The organism is Streptococcus raffinosi (genome assembly GCF_030284685.1).
GTDB lineage: Bacteria > Bacillota > Bacilli > Lactobacillales > Streptococcaceae > Streptococcus > Streptococcus raffinosi.
The window spans coordinates 1-13,300 of sequence record NZ_JASUZV010000008.1 but is presented as its reverse complement, the minus strand read 5'-3'; the positions used below and the strand labels follow the sequence as shown (position 1 = coordinate 13,300).

The 13,300-nt window shown below is 36.5% G+C and carries 12 protein-coding genes and 1 pseudogene; 4 read left to right on the top strand and 9 right to left on the bottom strand.

Features of this window, described 5'->3' with window-relative positions; translation table 11 throughout:
• Position 1 precedes the first annotated feature (1 nt).
• Positions 2–913 (bottom strand): ABC transporter ATP-binding protein, encoded by a 912-nt coding sequence (locus tag QRD39_RS06285; protein ID WP_285956009.1) that lies wholly within the window; start codon positions 911–913, stop codon positions 2–4.
• A 152-nt stretch (positions 914–1,065) separates the two neighbouring features.
• Between QRD39_RS06285 and QRD39_RS06280 the strand changes: the two genes are divergently transcribed.
• On the top strand, positions 1,066–1,776 hold the full coding sequence (locus QRD39_RS06280; RefSeq protein ID WP_285956008.1) for a LytR/AlgR family response regulator transcription factor: 711 nt from the start codon (positions 1,066–1,068) through the stop codon (positions 1,774–1,776).
• Entirely contained in the window at positions 1,776–3,071 is a 1,296-nt protein-coding gene (locus QRD39_RS06275) for a sensor histidine kinase (protein ID WP_285956007.1), read from the top strand. The genes QRD39_RS06280 and QRD39_RS06275 overlap by 1 nt, the downstream gene beginning before the upstream one ends.
• Before the next feature lie 148 nt (positions 3,072–3,219).
• Here the strand turns inward: QRD39_RS06275 and QRD39_RS06270 are convergent, their stop codons facing one another.
• Complete coding sequence (locus tag QRD39_RS06270; protein WP_285956006.1) at positions 3,220–3,921, bottom strand: glucosamine-6-phosphate deaminase; 702 nt, start codon at positions 3,919–3,921, stop codon at positions 3,220–3,222.
• A gap of 152 nt (positions 3,922–4,073) precedes the next feature.
• Here QRD39_RS06270 and queA point away from each other — a divergent pair, with 152 nt between their 5' ends.
• Both queA and QRD39_RS06260 read left to right on the top strand, forming a co-directional pair.
• Entirely contained in the window at positions 4,074–5,117 is a 1,044-nt protein-coding gene (gene queA, locus QRD39_RS06265; RefSeq protein WP_008534027.1) for a tRNA preQ1(34) S-adenosylmethionine ribosyltransferase-isomerase QueA, read from the top strand.
• A gap of 96 nt (positions 5,118–5,213) precedes the next feature.
• Positions 5,214–5,678 (top strand): YcxB family protein, encoded by a 465-nt coding sequence (locus QRD39_RS06260; RefSeq protein ID WP_285956005.1) that lies wholly within the window; start codon positions 5,214–5,216, stop codon positions 5,676–5,678.
• A 39-nt stretch (positions 5,679–5,717) separates the two neighbouring features.
• On the opposite strand, the gene QRD39_RS06255 is transcribed toward QRD39_RS06260, so the two are convergent.
• The 7 genes and pseudogenes from QRD39_RS06255 to QRD39_RS06225 all read right to left on the bottom strand — a co-directional run bounded on the left by QRD39_RS06255 (position 5,718) and on the right by QRD39_RS06225 (position 13,204).
• Positions 5,718–7,505 (bottom strand): ABC transporter ATP-binding protein, encoded by a 1,788-nt coding sequence (locus QRD39_RS06255; RefSeq protein ID WP_285956004.1) that lies wholly within the window; start codon positions 7,503–7,505, stop codon positions 5,718–5,720.
• A gap of 12 nt (positions 7,506–7,517) precedes the next feature.
• The gene (locus tag QRD39_RS06250; RefSeq protein ID WP_285956003.1) at positions 7,518–9,254 is read right to left on the bottom strand and encodes an ABC transporter ATP-binding protein; all 1,737 of its coding nucleotides are present in this window, start codon (positions 9,252–9,254) and stop codon (positions 7,518–7,520) included.
• A 218-nt stretch (positions 9,255–9,472) separates the two neighbouring features.
• Positions 9,473–9,730 (bottom strand): annotated as a pseudogene (locus QRD39_RS06245) (type II toxin-antitoxin system Phd/YefM family antitoxin).
• Between the two features lie 357 nt (positions 9,731–10,087).
• Entirely contained in the window at positions 10,088–10,552 is a 465-nt protein-coding gene (tnpA, locus tag QRD39_RS06240; protein WP_285956002.1) for an IS200/IS605 family transposase, read from the bottom strand.
• 521 nt (positions 10,553–11,073) lie between these two features.
• A complete protein-coding gene (locus tag QRD39_RS06235; RefSeq protein WP_285956001.1) occupies positions 11,074–11,784 on the bottom strand; it encodes an accessory regulator AgrC in 711 nt (236 codons plus the stop codon).
• A complete protein-coding gene (locus tag QRD39_RS06230; RefSeq protein WP_285956000.1) occupies positions 11,778–12,497 on the bottom strand; it encodes an ABC transporter ATP-binding protein in 720 nt (239 codons plus the stop codon). The genes QRD39_RS06235 and QRD39_RS06230 overlap by 7 nt, the downstream gene beginning before the upstream one ends.
• 2 nt (positions 12,498–12,499) lie before the next feature.
• A complete protein-coding gene (locus QRD39_RS06225; protein WP_285955999.1) occupies positions 12,500–13,204 on the bottom strand; it encodes an ABC transporter permease in 705 nt (234 codons plus the stop codon).
• Positions 13,205–13,300: the final 96 nt, after the last annotated feature.

The window sequence follows — 13,300 nt, the reverse complement described above, 5'->3', positions numbered from 1 at the left end:
ATCAGTTAACAAGCTCCTCTTTATAGAGATTGGAAATAGATAATGTTTTCATCTTAACTGAAAGGTTTGAAATAAGCTCTTTTTCTAGACCTTCCTTGACTTGAATGAGTATTCGGGTTAATTCACTTTCCTCAATTTCCATCTGACAAACACAACCATTGACTATCGTAAAATGTTCGAATAGACTTAAAAATTCTTTACTAACAAAATTGAAAGAAATTTGATAATGATTTTTATAAGACATTTGGTGTACTGGACCAGATTTTAATAATTTACCATGGTTAAAAAGAGCAAAATTATCCGCATATTTTTCAACCTCTAGTAGATTGTGGGTAACAATGATAATAGTATGTCCTTTATAAGCCAGTTTTTGTAATAATCGCCACTGTTTTTCACGACGTACAGGATCAACATCGTTGGTTGGTTCGTCAAGAAGCATGATATCAGCAGAGCCAATTAATGCCATGGCAAAAGATGTAAGCCGTTTTAGCCCTCCTGAAAGATTCTTCCCTTGTTTATCACGGTATTCTACTATTTCTAGATCTGCTAGAAGGTGCTCAATTTCTTTTTGTAGTTCTGAGGTGCTTAACCCTCTCATTCTTCCAATCATCTCTAAATTTTGCTCAACAGTTAACTTTTCAAGTGGTGCATACTGTTGTGACATATAACTCATCATTGTTCGAGCTTGTTTACGGTTATGTATAAAAGAAATATCTCCGTAGTGAACATCTCCCTGATCAGGCTTAATAAAACCAATCATTTGCTTTAAAAGAGTTGATTTACCAGCACCATTATGTCCTATAAGAGCTGTGATTTTTGCAGCTTCTAGCTCTAAGAAGATATGGTTATTAGCAAAATGTTGTTTATCAAATGATTTTGTTAAATTTTCAATGGTGAGCGTTTCAAAAGTCATAATTTCGTTTCTCCGTATTGAGAAGATTTCCCAGCATACTTCATTTTTTATAGGGTTATTGTATAATAGCCTTAAGAGAGTCTTATGATTATGTCATAATTGACCATTTTAACGTTATAATTAACATACAGAAATGAGTGAGGAGGTTTTCAATGTTAAAAGTTGCTATTTGTGATGACTCTGATAGAGATGCTAGTCAATTAGAACATTATTTACTTTCTTATGATAAATTTTCTCTAGAAACAAAACTTTATACAAATCCACAAAAACTCTTAAATCAGCTAACGCCAGACATCCACTGTGTCTTTTTGGATATTAATATGCCAGGAATCAATGGAATTGACGTAGCACAGAAGATTAGAAAATTTAATCCTTTCATTCCTATTATTTTTGTGACAAGTTATCGTGATTATATGGAACAAGTCTTCGAAGTTCAGACTTTTGACTATATCGTAAAACCGATAGAACCTCAAAAGTTAACGAAAGTATTGGATCGTATTTTGCGTTTTTTGGATATAGGCCAAGCACTTTTTACCTTCTCATTTGGTAAGCACAATTATTCTGTCCCTTCGAGCGATATTGTATTTTTTGAGAAAGATAAACGTTCAGTATTTATATACACAAAGACAGGTACCTACAAGTCTCTACTAAAAACAAAAGAGATTTTGGAAAAACTCCCTAATTATTTTATTCAAATTCATGCTTCCTATATTTTAAACCCCAAATACATCAAAGACTTTGATTCAAAAACAGTTACTATTTTACTAAATGGGACTGAAGAACACCTACTCCCAATTAGTAGAAAGTTTCAGTTTTCTTTTAAAGAAAAGTATTATAGCTATCTAAGTGAAAGGCATTTTTAATGTTAGTAGGATTACGAATAATCAGTATCTTGTACGATTTATTTCTAGCAAGTATGTTATTTTATAGACCATTGTCTAAAATCAATATGAAAAAGAAGCCTTTAGTAGCCCTTTTTTTCATATTGATTTTTCATGGGGAACTCGTGTTCCTATTCTCTGAAAGTCGTATTTTTTTGGTCAGTAATCTCCTTCTAAACATTTTAGAATACTATCTAATCGGCCTCAATTTTGATTATCCTATTCGCCAGTCTTCCTTTTGGATTCTTTTACAAACTAGTCTAAGTTTGTTAGCAGGGGCTGTTCTAAACCAAGGAATCCAACTAATTTTACCTTTAGGGGAACTATCAAAAAATTTAGAAGCTATTAGTTTGTATCTCGGAATAAGTTTCTTCTTATCTACAGGAATAACTCTTATTTTACGAAAGCTTCTCCTATCCCATCAAAGGCTTCGTATTGCTACTTCTAAGGGAAACTGGCTTTATCAGTTTATCGTGCCTCTTTTATCTATTTTCTTTGCTTTTACAATATCTGCCATTCAAGGAGGGGTATTTGGAGCAGATTACCTATCAATCATTTCTCTCTCATCTCTCATTGTATTGACGCTCTCCTCTCTTTATTTTAATCTGTACCTTGCTCGTCAACAGCAGCAATATTACCAAAATCAATTGGAAAAAGAACAGCTACAGTTTCAAGTTCGAGAAATACAACAATCTCAAGAAGAGTATCAACGTCTCCAAAGTCTTCGGCATGACTTAAAAAATAAACATTTGACTCTTTTATCGCTTTTAGAGAAAAATCCTGAAGAGGCAAAAGATTATCTTTATTCATTAACAGATAGTATAGTAGGTGAACAAACTTTCTACTCTAAAAATCAAACTATTAATTTTTTACTTAATCAAAAACTACATCATTTAAAAGATGAGATAGAAATGGAAATTGATTGCTTTGTACCACAAGAATTATCTATTCAACCAGATATTTTAGCTGTTATATTAGGAAACTGCCTAGACAATAGTATTGCAGCTTGTCTCAGACTACCAAATAAAGAAAGAAGCTTATCACTTAATATCCGATACTTTCAACAAAATCTTTTTATCAAAATTAGAAATAATTTTGATGAGAAAGAAAAATCTACTCGTAAATCCCGTCAAAAAGATGGCTGGGGGTTGCGAAATATTGATGCTCTTGTTCAAGAATATCAAGGTAATATCAAACGCTTTATAAAAGATGGACAATATCAAATAGAGATTTTATTACCAATAAAAATAGGGACTATTCCGACTAAAGAATTTTAGGTAATTGATGAAAAATGAGTAATAATTAGGTAACGTAAATATTTGAAGTCAAAATCTATATTATGTTTATTCATTAATAAACAGGTTGAGTAGCACTAGCTCAACCTGTTTTTTTCTATACTCACATCTTCTTGACTCATGTATTATCCTACAATTTCGCAGCGGCTGCTTCATCCAAGATAAGAGTCACGTCTGGATGATGTTGCAAGACACTGGCCGGTACTTCCTCTGTTACCGGACCCTTTACCATCTTGAAAATGGCGTCTGCCTTCTTGTCACCATAGGCAAACAAGATAATCGTCTTAGCAGCCATAATGGAAGCAATCCCCATTGAAATAGCCTTTGTAGGAACTTGGTCTCGACTGGCGAAGAAACGGCTATTAGATTCAATGGTGCTGTCAGTCAAGTCAACCACATGGGTTTGACTATCAAAAGACGTACCTGGCTCATTAAATCCAATATGCCCATTACTTCCAATTCCTAAGATTTGAAAGTCAATGACATGTTGGGACAAGATATCATCGTAGTCCTTAGCTGCCTGCTCCAAATCTTCAGCCATGCCGTCAGGCAAGAAGCTCTCTTTAAATGGTTTAGCATTAAAAAGATGTTCTTGCATGAAAGCATGGTAGCTCTGCTCATGGTCTGGTGCTAGTCCGACGTATTCATCCAAATTGACACTGTAAAGTTCTGAAAAATCCACATCACTCTCAATCATCTCTTGGTAAAGGGCAATAGGGGAACTACCTGTAGCCAAGCCCAAAGTTTGAGCACCCGCTGCAAGGCTCTCTTTTAAAAGGTCAAAGGCAACCTTTCCTCCTTCAAGTTGATTTTTTACAATAATCGTTTTCATTTTTCACACCTCGCTAATTGGTATATACCATTTTTCTTTATTATCTCTTTTTTTAACTTTTTTGTCAAGCGCTTTTACTCGACAAGTTTAATGACGGTCGTCCTATATCGTGCTATAATAAAAAGGCTGAACATTTTTAAACGAGGAAAGAAATGAATACAAACGATTTTGATTTTGAACTGCCAGAGGAACTGATTGCCCAAACACCCTTGAAGCAACGTGATGCCTCTAAACTCTTGGTCATTGACCCTGTAACCAAGGAAATGACTGACACCCACTTCGACCACATCATTGACCAGCTTAATCCTGGCGATGCCTTGGTTATGAACAATACACGTGTGCTTCCAGCCCGTCTCTATGGTGAAAAGCCTGATACCCACGGCCATGTGGAATTTCTCCTTTTGAAAAATACCCAAGGGGATCAATGGGAAGTTTTGGCTAAGCCAGCCAAACGCCTTAAAGTAGGTGCTAAGGTTAGTTTTGGTGATGGGCGCTTGACTGCCACTGTCACTGAGGAACTGGATCACGGTGGTCGAATCGTAGAATTCAGCTACGACGGTATCTTCCTTGAGGTCTTGGAAAGTTTGGGCGAGATGCCATTGCCACCTTATATCCATGAAAAATTGGAAGACCGTGACCGTTACCAAACGGTCTATGCCAAGGAAAATGGCTCTGCCGCTGCACCAACAGCTGGTCTCCATTTCACACCTGAATTGCTTCAAAAGATTGAATCTAAAGGCGTAAAATTGGTCTACCTCACCCTCCACGTTGGGCTGGGAACCTTCCGACCTGTTTCTGTTGAGAATGTCGACGAACATGAGATGCACTCAGAGTTTTACACCCTCAGTCAAGACGCTGCCGATACCCTTAATAGCGTCAAAGCCGCTGGAGGCCGCATTGTTGCTGTTGGAACAACCTCTATCCGAACACTGGAAACAATCGGCAATAAATACGATGGTCAACTCCAAGCCGACTCAGGATGGACCAATATCTTTATCAAACCAGGCTACCAATTCACAGTCGTAGACGCCTTTTCAACCAACTTCCACCTTCCAAAATCAACTCTGGTCATGTTGGTTTCAGCCTTTGCTGGTCGTGAATTTGTCCTCGATGCCTATAAACACGCCGTCCAAGAACGCTACCGCTTCTTCAGTTTCGGAGATGCCATGTTCGTCACACGACGTGCTGAGAAATAAATATTAAAAAGAATAAGGTTAAAAATGTAAAAGCATTCTTAACCTTATTTTCATTTACATTTTTCCTATGTTATAATACTTGCTAAGGAGGGAAAAATGTTACCATTTACAATTAAAAGCACAATGACTAGGGACCTTTACCTTAGATTTTCTTGGAAAATTTTTAGACAACATAAATTTGCAATGGCTTATCTGATTATTATGCCTATTCTGATTCTGATATACTGTGTTGCAAATGGTCTACCAATTTACGGTATTTTCTTAGCATCTCTATTTTTGGTTGCTATGTATTACTTGATTAACATGAAAATGAATCGGACCTATAACAAGAATCCTCTAATGCAGAATCTTGAGTCGACTTTTACCTTTGAAGAAGACCATGTTATCGTCACCACAAAGAGAGGGACATTAACTCTTAATTATGAAGACATTACTGATATTTATGAAACTAAATACGACATTTTCATGATGACTGGAAAAAACTTTGGTAATCCATTTGTTAAGAAGGATCTTACCGAAGAAGAAATCCAATTTATCAGAAGTTTAAAACATAAAAAGTAAACAAAATGCCCACCAGTTAAAACTGGGGGCATTTTCTGTTTATTTCTCCGCAAACTGGCTATTATACAAATCGTAATAGAAACCTTTATCTGCAAGGAGGGATTCATGGTTCCCTTGTTCGATGATTTGACCATCTTTAAGGACCAAAATCTTGTCTGCTTCTTGAATAGTTGATAAACGGTGAGCGATGACAAAGCTTGTTCGACCTTGCATAAGGGTCTTCATGGCCTTTTGAATCAATAGTTCCAGACGGGTATCAACTGATGAAGTTGCCTCGTCCAAAATCAAGATTTTTGGATCAGCCAAAAGCGCACGGGCAATGGTCAAAAGTTGCTTTTGTCCCAGTGAAATGTTGCTTGATTCCTGGTTCATTTCCATGTTGTAACCACCAGGCAAAGTACGGATAAAATGGTCCACATTGGCAGCCTTAGCGGCTTCAACGATTTCTTCGTCAGTCGCCTCAAGATTACCAAAGCGAAGATTTTCCTTGATAGTTCCTTCAAAGAGCCAAGCATCCTGAAGCACCATACCAAATTGTTTACGATAGTCTTGACGTGACAAGTGACGAATATCATGACCATCCACCGAGATAGAACCTGCAGTCACATCATAGAAACGCATGAGGAGGTTGATAATGGTTGATTTTCCGGCACCAGTTGGGCCGACAATAGCCACCATTTCACCAGGATTGACTTCAAGATTAAAGTCACGAATCAGAGGTTTATCAGCCACATACTGGAAGTCCACATGCTTAAAACTAACTTGGCCAGTCAAGTCTCCTTCAAGCACCTCAGTGGCATCATTGGCCTCGTCTGGTTCATCCATCAGTTGGAAAATACGGTCCAAAGAAGATTTAGCACTCTGCAATTGTCCAGCCAACTGAGTCAAGTTCTGAATGGGTTGGTTAATCTGCCAAACATACTGAACAAAGGCCTGCATATTACCAATCGTCAGACGACCAGCCAAAACTTGCAAACCACCAAGAACAGCAACAATCAGATAGGTCAAATCAGACAAACCATTAAGGACAGGCATCATGAGTCCTGAAATGAAATTGGCCTTAAACCCTACCTTCTGAAGGTCTTCCGTGATTTCTTTAAAGTCATCTAAGGATCTGTCCTCACGACCAAAGAGCTTAAGCACATTGAAACCAGTCAGATTTTCTTGAACAAAACCGTTAAGAGCACCTAGGGCATCAGCCTGCTGCTTAAAATAGGGCTGAGACTTACTCATGATAAAGCGAGCACCAAAGAAAGTAATGGGAATGGTGATGACAACTATAGCTCCCAATTGAAGATTAAGGTAAAGCACTGTCCCGATAACCAAGGCCAAAGTAAAGACCGCATTAACTACCTGCAAAAAGGACTGCTGCAAGGCATTCGAAACTGTCTCGACGTCACTGGTAAAGCGTCCCAAGAGGTCCCCAAATTGATGCTTGTCAAAGTATGACACTGAGGTACGATTGATTTTCTCAGTCATCTCATTACGCATATCCTGAACCGTTGCCTGCACGGCATTGGTCATAAAATAGTTGGAATAGTAAGAAGCCAACTCATAGATGAGACCACGCAAGAGATAAAAGACCAGAACCACACCAACATAGGAAACGTTGATATGGGCACCTTCCACACCCTTGAACATGTCCAGCGTATTTTTAGTCAGTTCCGTAATGGCTAATCCAATCACAACAGGTTCAAGAACACTCATGATGACACTAACAATTTTCAAGAAAATAGCTAGGTAAAGTGGCAAACGATAAGCCTGCAAGTAGGACCAAAGACGGCCAAAACTTGAGGAATGAGTTGTTTTCTTTTTATTATTCTTCATTTTGACCTCCTTCTAATCTTCTGTAAGACTCTTTTGATTCAATTGTGAATTAGCAATTTCACGGTAAATGTCATTGCTTTCCATAAGCTCTTCGTGACGGCCACGACCAACGATTTCACCCTTATCCAGAACAATAATCTGATCTGCATCCATAATGGTTCCCACACGTTGGGCTACAATCAGGACTGTCGCATCTTGAGTCACTTCTTTTAGACGACGGCGCAAAGTCGCATCAGTCTTGTAGTCCAAGGCAGAGAAGGAATCATCAAAGATATAAAGATCAGGACGTTTAACCACCGCACGTGCAATTGACAAACGCTGCTTCTGTCCACCAGAAAGGTTGCTGCCACCCTCAGCCAAGTGAGAATCATAGCGTTCTTCCTTACTTTCGATAAATTCCTTGGCTTGAGCCACATCCGTAGCTTGATTCAATTCCTCATGGCTGGCATTTTCCTTACCATAACGGATATTTTCACCGATAGTCCCTGTAAAGAGCAGGGCTTTTTGTGGAATAAAGCCAATCTTACGACGAAGAGCCTTAAGATTGTAGTCACGGACATCTACACCATCAACAAGAATGCGTCCAAGTGTTACATCATAAAAGCGTGGAATCAACTGTACAAGTGATGATTTACCTGAACCCGTAGATCCGATAAAGGCAATGGTTTCACCAGGTTTTGCCTTGAAAGAAATATTGTGTAGGACAGGACTTTCCGTTTCACCAGGATAGGCAAAGGTCACATTGTCAAACTCCAAATATCCCTTAGTCTCGGTTTCTGTCACGCCATCTTCATTTGGATTGATAGAAATCGGCATGTCCATAATTTCCTGCAGACGTTCACTAGATACCGCCGTACGAGGATACATGGTAAAGAGGTTGGCTAGGAAAAGGAAAGACAAGAGTGCATGGAAGCTATACTCAATAAAGGCAACCAAGTCCCCGATAGCTAAACTTCCAGAGCCTAATGGCTCAAGAGCAAACCAAACAATTGCCACAATCATGGCGATGATGATTTGTACAAAAAGTGGCTCGGTCAAACCAGTCAATTTAAAGAGCTTGCTGGAATTATCCGCATAGGCAGCATTTTCAGAGGCAAACTTCTTCTCTTGGAAATCTTCTCTAGCGAAAGCTCGAATGACACGAAGTCCAGTTAGATTTTCACGAGCATACTGGTTAATCTTGTCAAGAGTTGCCTGTTGCTTTTCAGAAAGCGGACGCGTTTTTACCGCCACATACCAGACAACTACGGCTAGGAAAGGCAAGGAGATTGCCACAATCCAAGCCAAAGATGGACTTGTCGTCAAAATCAAAAATACACTGGAAACCATCATCAAAGGAGTGATAACACCCAGCTTGAGAACTTGATCTGCAAACTGCATGAGAACAAAGGCATCCGACGTGATACGAGTCACCAAAGAGGATACCCCAATCTGCTCGTACTCATGGTGGGAATACTCCTGAAGCTTGGCATAAATATCATTACGCATGACCTGCACCATAGTAGTGGTCAACTTACCAACCGCATAGGACAGAAGTATACGACCAACAATCCCAGTCAAAACTACACCAAACATGACCCAAGCATAAGCGTAAAGCTTATCAACATCACCACGGTTTATTCCCTCATCAATCATTCTGGCAAGAACCGTCGGCAAACCCAAGTTAGCAATAACAAATAAAATGGCTGCCGTAAAATTCATCACCAGCCACTTAGGATAACGTCTGAGATAAGACCAAATATAAGCCATAAATTTCTCCTTTTCTTTTTTATCAATTACCATGCCTTTAGGATTTTTATAGTTATTTACAACCACTAAAGCCGTAAAAGACACAGAAAAAGGGCGTGACAAGCACGCACATTATCTACATTCTAACAAATGAAAATATTAAAAGCAATAGAAAAACCAGAGCTGATGACCTGGTTTTCTATCTATTTTGCTATCACTAAATTATCTGTTTTATCGCTTCATTTCGCTAATTCCTTGAAGGCATCTAAATGACGAGACAAAACAGAGTTAGCCACATCGTCGACTGTGACCTGCTCTGCAACTTCTGTCTCACCTTATTCATTTTTAATTAAGGTGTCATATTCTACCAATACATACTTGGGCTTATTATTTTTTAGAATCACTGCAGTCCCCTTGCTGTCGACCATACGAGCAACTTTAGAAAAATTTTGATTAGCTTCAGAAATGGGAACTAAATTTTCAAGATTAATCTGCATCATAATCCCCTCCCTAGATTTATCATAGCATTTTTTTAGAGAAAACCAGTAAATAGGATATAGTTGTCCTAGAAAGCGATTCTAGACAATTAAAGTACATCCTTGTAGAGGACATGATAAACAAAACCAGACTAAAATAGAAAAACAAAAACTGCCAAAGAATTTTTGGCAGGAAACCAAATCAATTTATCAGTTTCAATCAATCGCTTATCGCAATCATAACCACCCGTCTAACGGGTGGTTTGATCAAGGGCTATAAGCCCATAATACCAGCCAGCGCCTAAAGACGCTGGCTTTCACTTTGTTCAAGCCTTATTGCTTTTGACTCGTCACAAGCCTCTCAAAGAGGCATTCGCATTACTTACCATTATCCATAAAGGGATTTTCATATTCTTTTACGCTTAATTTGTCCAAAGCGATATCATGCTTCTCTTGTTCCTGAATATATTTCTTAATTGTGGCTTCATTAAGTCCTACCGTACTTACATAATAACCTTCTGCCCAAAAATGTCTGTTACCAAATTTATATTTTAAATTGGCGTGTTTATCAAACATCATCAATGCACTTTTACCTTTTAAATATCCCATAAAACTAGCTACACTCATTCGTGGTGGAATACTTACTAGCATATGAACATGATCTGGCATTAAGTGACCTTCTATTATTTCAACGCCTTTATATTGGCATAGTCTATGAAAAATCTCTCCCAGACTACTCCTATATTGATTATAGATTATTTTTCGTCTATACTTAGGTGTAAATACAATGTGGTACTTACACATCCATTTTGTATGTGATAAACTGTGAGCTTTTTGCGCCATAGTCTTAACTCCTTTCGTTTTACAATTGGCTTGAACACCTATATTGTAACTCGTTTGGAGTTTTTTTGTTATGACGGTATAACCTTCGATGCGCACCCGCATAGCGGGTGGTTTATTTGTTTCGCACCTTCGGAGCGAAACAGACTTAAAGTCACATAATTAAAAGACTTATCTCTATGCAATATAGAGATAAGTCTTTTTAGCTTTCTTTATTTATCATTGTGACCTACAAACCGATTTTTATTCCATACGAAAGTACATCCTTGTTTCAGAAATTTACAGATTTAAATCTTATCTTCATAAGTGAATTTATCTATAGATATTTTAAAACATTAAATGTGTAGTAAAGTCGCCAAGAGATCACTAATATAAGTAGGTTTGAATACAGAAAAGATAATGTATCTGATAAATCTGTTCTTCTTTCTTGAAATAAGTGAATGTAAATACTACCTCCTACCAACTTACACATAATAACATTCAGCAACATTTTGTCCAATTCCTTTAGTATTCATATAGAATATTCAACCTTCAATAACGTCATCTTTTTGAATTCTGTTTGCTAATATTTTTGATATTATAGTTAGGACCACCAATGTAATCAATATAATTAAAATAATTATAAAATTATTTATTTGATATAATAGTGCTACAAAATTCCCTACTACAGATACTAAAATCACCGATGCAACTACTGATGTATTACTTGACTGTAAAATTTGACCGAATAATTGAGATAATAAAATTATAGCAAGTGAGAATAACGTTGAGAATATAACAATAAGCATAACTTTAAAAACATAACTCAGGAAGCTGATCATTGCAAATCCCGATGCATTTACAATAAAATAAAATATGAAATTCTCAAATAATACAACAGGGAAAAAATTAAATACAAAATAAGTACACAAAGCACAAACTTTACCCCAAAATATACTTAAACGACCACCAGGAAAAAGATATGTTTTTTCTCTTGCTTGCTTAATATAATAGTTTAGTAACAACCGATTAAACAGTACAACTCCATAAACAACCGCAACTGAGAATGTGACTGTTGTTGCCAACGCCATTACTCCAGTAGAAGAGTTTAAAATAGTCTGTGATTCAGAGGAATCAAATCGTCCAACCAAACTAAAAAATATTAAAAAACTGAAATGTACAATAATATTTGTCCAGAGCAAACCGCTAAAATGCTTTTTATTTCTTTTCAATTCATAATTACTTTGATTCAACATAAATTAGCCTCTACTTGATATTTTTGATATAAATCTTCTAATGTTTTTAAATCTCCAGATTTTATTTCTCTAAAATCAGATGTTTTTACTATTTTTCCGTTTTGAATCATGATAACTTTATCAATAACACTCTCTAGTTCTGCAAAGGAATGACTAGAAACAATAATCAATTTATCCTTCTGTTCTAACTCCACTAAAACTTTTTTTAATAACGAAATCCCCTCCCTATCTAAACCATTAAAAGGCTCGTCAAGTACTACTATATCAGGATTATGTAAAAGAACCAGAGCAATATTCAACCGTTGTTTCATACCTAAGGAAAGCATTGAAATTTTATCAGTCAAAGAAACAGTTAAACCAAATTCCTTTAAATACTTTTCTGCTTCAATGCATGCCACTCCATAGTATCGAATATGTTGTTCGAATACCTCTTCAATTGTCAAAGAATCATAGCTATCTGGAAAAGGAGAAATAAAACCAATTTTTTTCAAAAATTCATTTATGTTATTTTTAGTTACTAACTCGTTATCGATATAAATTTTTCCAACAAATGAACTTAAACCTAATAAACATCTAAATAATGTTGTTTTTCCAGCTCCATTTTCTCCAATAAGCCCATAAATATGTGAAGAAGTCAGTAAAAGATTGATATTATTTAATAAAGTTTTCTGATCTACTACTTTTGTTAAATCAGTAATTTCTAGTACTGTCATTTTTATTTCCTCCTAGATAATATCGTTAATGATAGAGAGAAGCCTACAATTGCCCAAGCAAGTAGAACAATGAAATGCTGAGAATTGATTTGCTCTAAGTCAAAAACACTTGCTCTAATCACCTGGCTTGAAGGTACAAAAGGTAAATAGTTATAAATTTTTTCTGTCCATTCAGGCAGTCTATTTGGAGAATAAATAATCGGTGAAAATAACAATCCTCCAATCATGATAAGTTGACTTATTAGTGATACAAGATTAGAGGGTAGCAAATAAGCAATCGCAAATCCTACCGAAAGCAAAGCAAATATGATCAATAAAATTGAAAGCATTGCAAAGACATCAAAGGAAATATCTAACCCAAATCCGAATCTACTAATTAGTAAACTAGATAAAATACCTGGTAGACATAGTAACCCCCAAATAAATAAATCTGAAAGTAAAATCCCTATTCTAGAGACCGGTAATGTTTTTTGATAGTCATAAACTCCATTTTGCTTAGCTTCACTAACAATTTGGGGAGCTAATACACAAGTTACTGCTATCACATTAATTGCTATTGCTCCTGTACAAAGATAAGACATCGTAATCGTATCATTGGCATTTGTAATGAATAAAAATCCGTAAATTATTGCAATGGATAATATAATTTGTACCATCACAAACACTGGAATATAATATTTATGTCGAATTAGACTCCACCTTACCAAGCCCCAAAACTTAGACTTATTTTTCTACCATTTGTCAAGTATAATACGGTTTCTGACTCAACATTATTTCTGATAGAGTATAAAAGGAATTTATGA

What these genes read in the sequence shown, in the direction of transcription:
- QRD39_RS06285 (WP_285956009.1), bottom strand. Translation starts at nt 913, where the DNA reads ATGACTTTTGAAACGCTCACCATTGAAAATTTAACAAAATCATTTGAT.
- QRD39_RS06280 (WP_285956008.1), top strand. Translation starts at nt 1,066, where the DNA reads ATGTTAAAAGTTGCTATTTGTGATGACTCTGATAGAGATGCTAGTCAA.
- QRD39_RS06275 (WP_285956007.1), top strand. Translation starts at nt 1,776, where the DNA reads ATGTTAGTAGGATTACGAATAATCAGTATCTTGTACGATTTATTTCTA.
- QRD39_RS06270 (WP_285956006.1), bottom strand. Translation starts at nt 3,921, where the DNA reads ATGAAAACGATTATTGTAAAAAATCAACTTGAAGGAGGAAAGGTTGCC.
- queA (WP_008534027.1), top strand. Translation starts at nt 4,074, where the DNA reads ATGAATACAAACGATTTTGATTTTGAACTGCCAGAGGAACTGATTGCC.
- QRD39_RS06260 (WP_285956005.1), top strand. Translation starts at nt 5,214, where the DNA reads ATGTTACCATTTACAATTAAAAGCACAATGACTAGGGACCTTTACCTT.
- QRD39_RS06255 (WP_285956004.1), bottom strand. Translation starts at nt 7,505, where the DNA reads ATGAAGAATAATAAAAAGAAAACAACTCATTCCTCAAGTTTTGGCCGT.
- QRD39_RS06250 (WP_285956003.1), bottom strand. Translation starts at nt 9,254, where the DNA reads ATGGCTTATATTTGGTCTTATCTCAGACGTTATCCTAAGTGGCTGGTG.
- tnpA (WP_285956002.1), bottom strand. Translation starts at nt 10,552, where the DNA reads ATGGCGCAAAAAGCTCACAGTTTATCACATACAAAATGGATGTGTAAG.
- QRD39_RS06235 (WP_285956001.1), bottom strand. Translation starts at nt 11,784, where the DNA reads ATGTTGAATCAAAGTAATTATGAATTGAAAAGAAATAAAAAGCATTTT.
- QRD39_RS06230 (WP_285956000.1), bottom strand. Translation starts at nt 12,497, where the DNA reads ATGACAGTACTAGAAATTACTGATTTAACAAAAGTAGTAGATCAGAAA.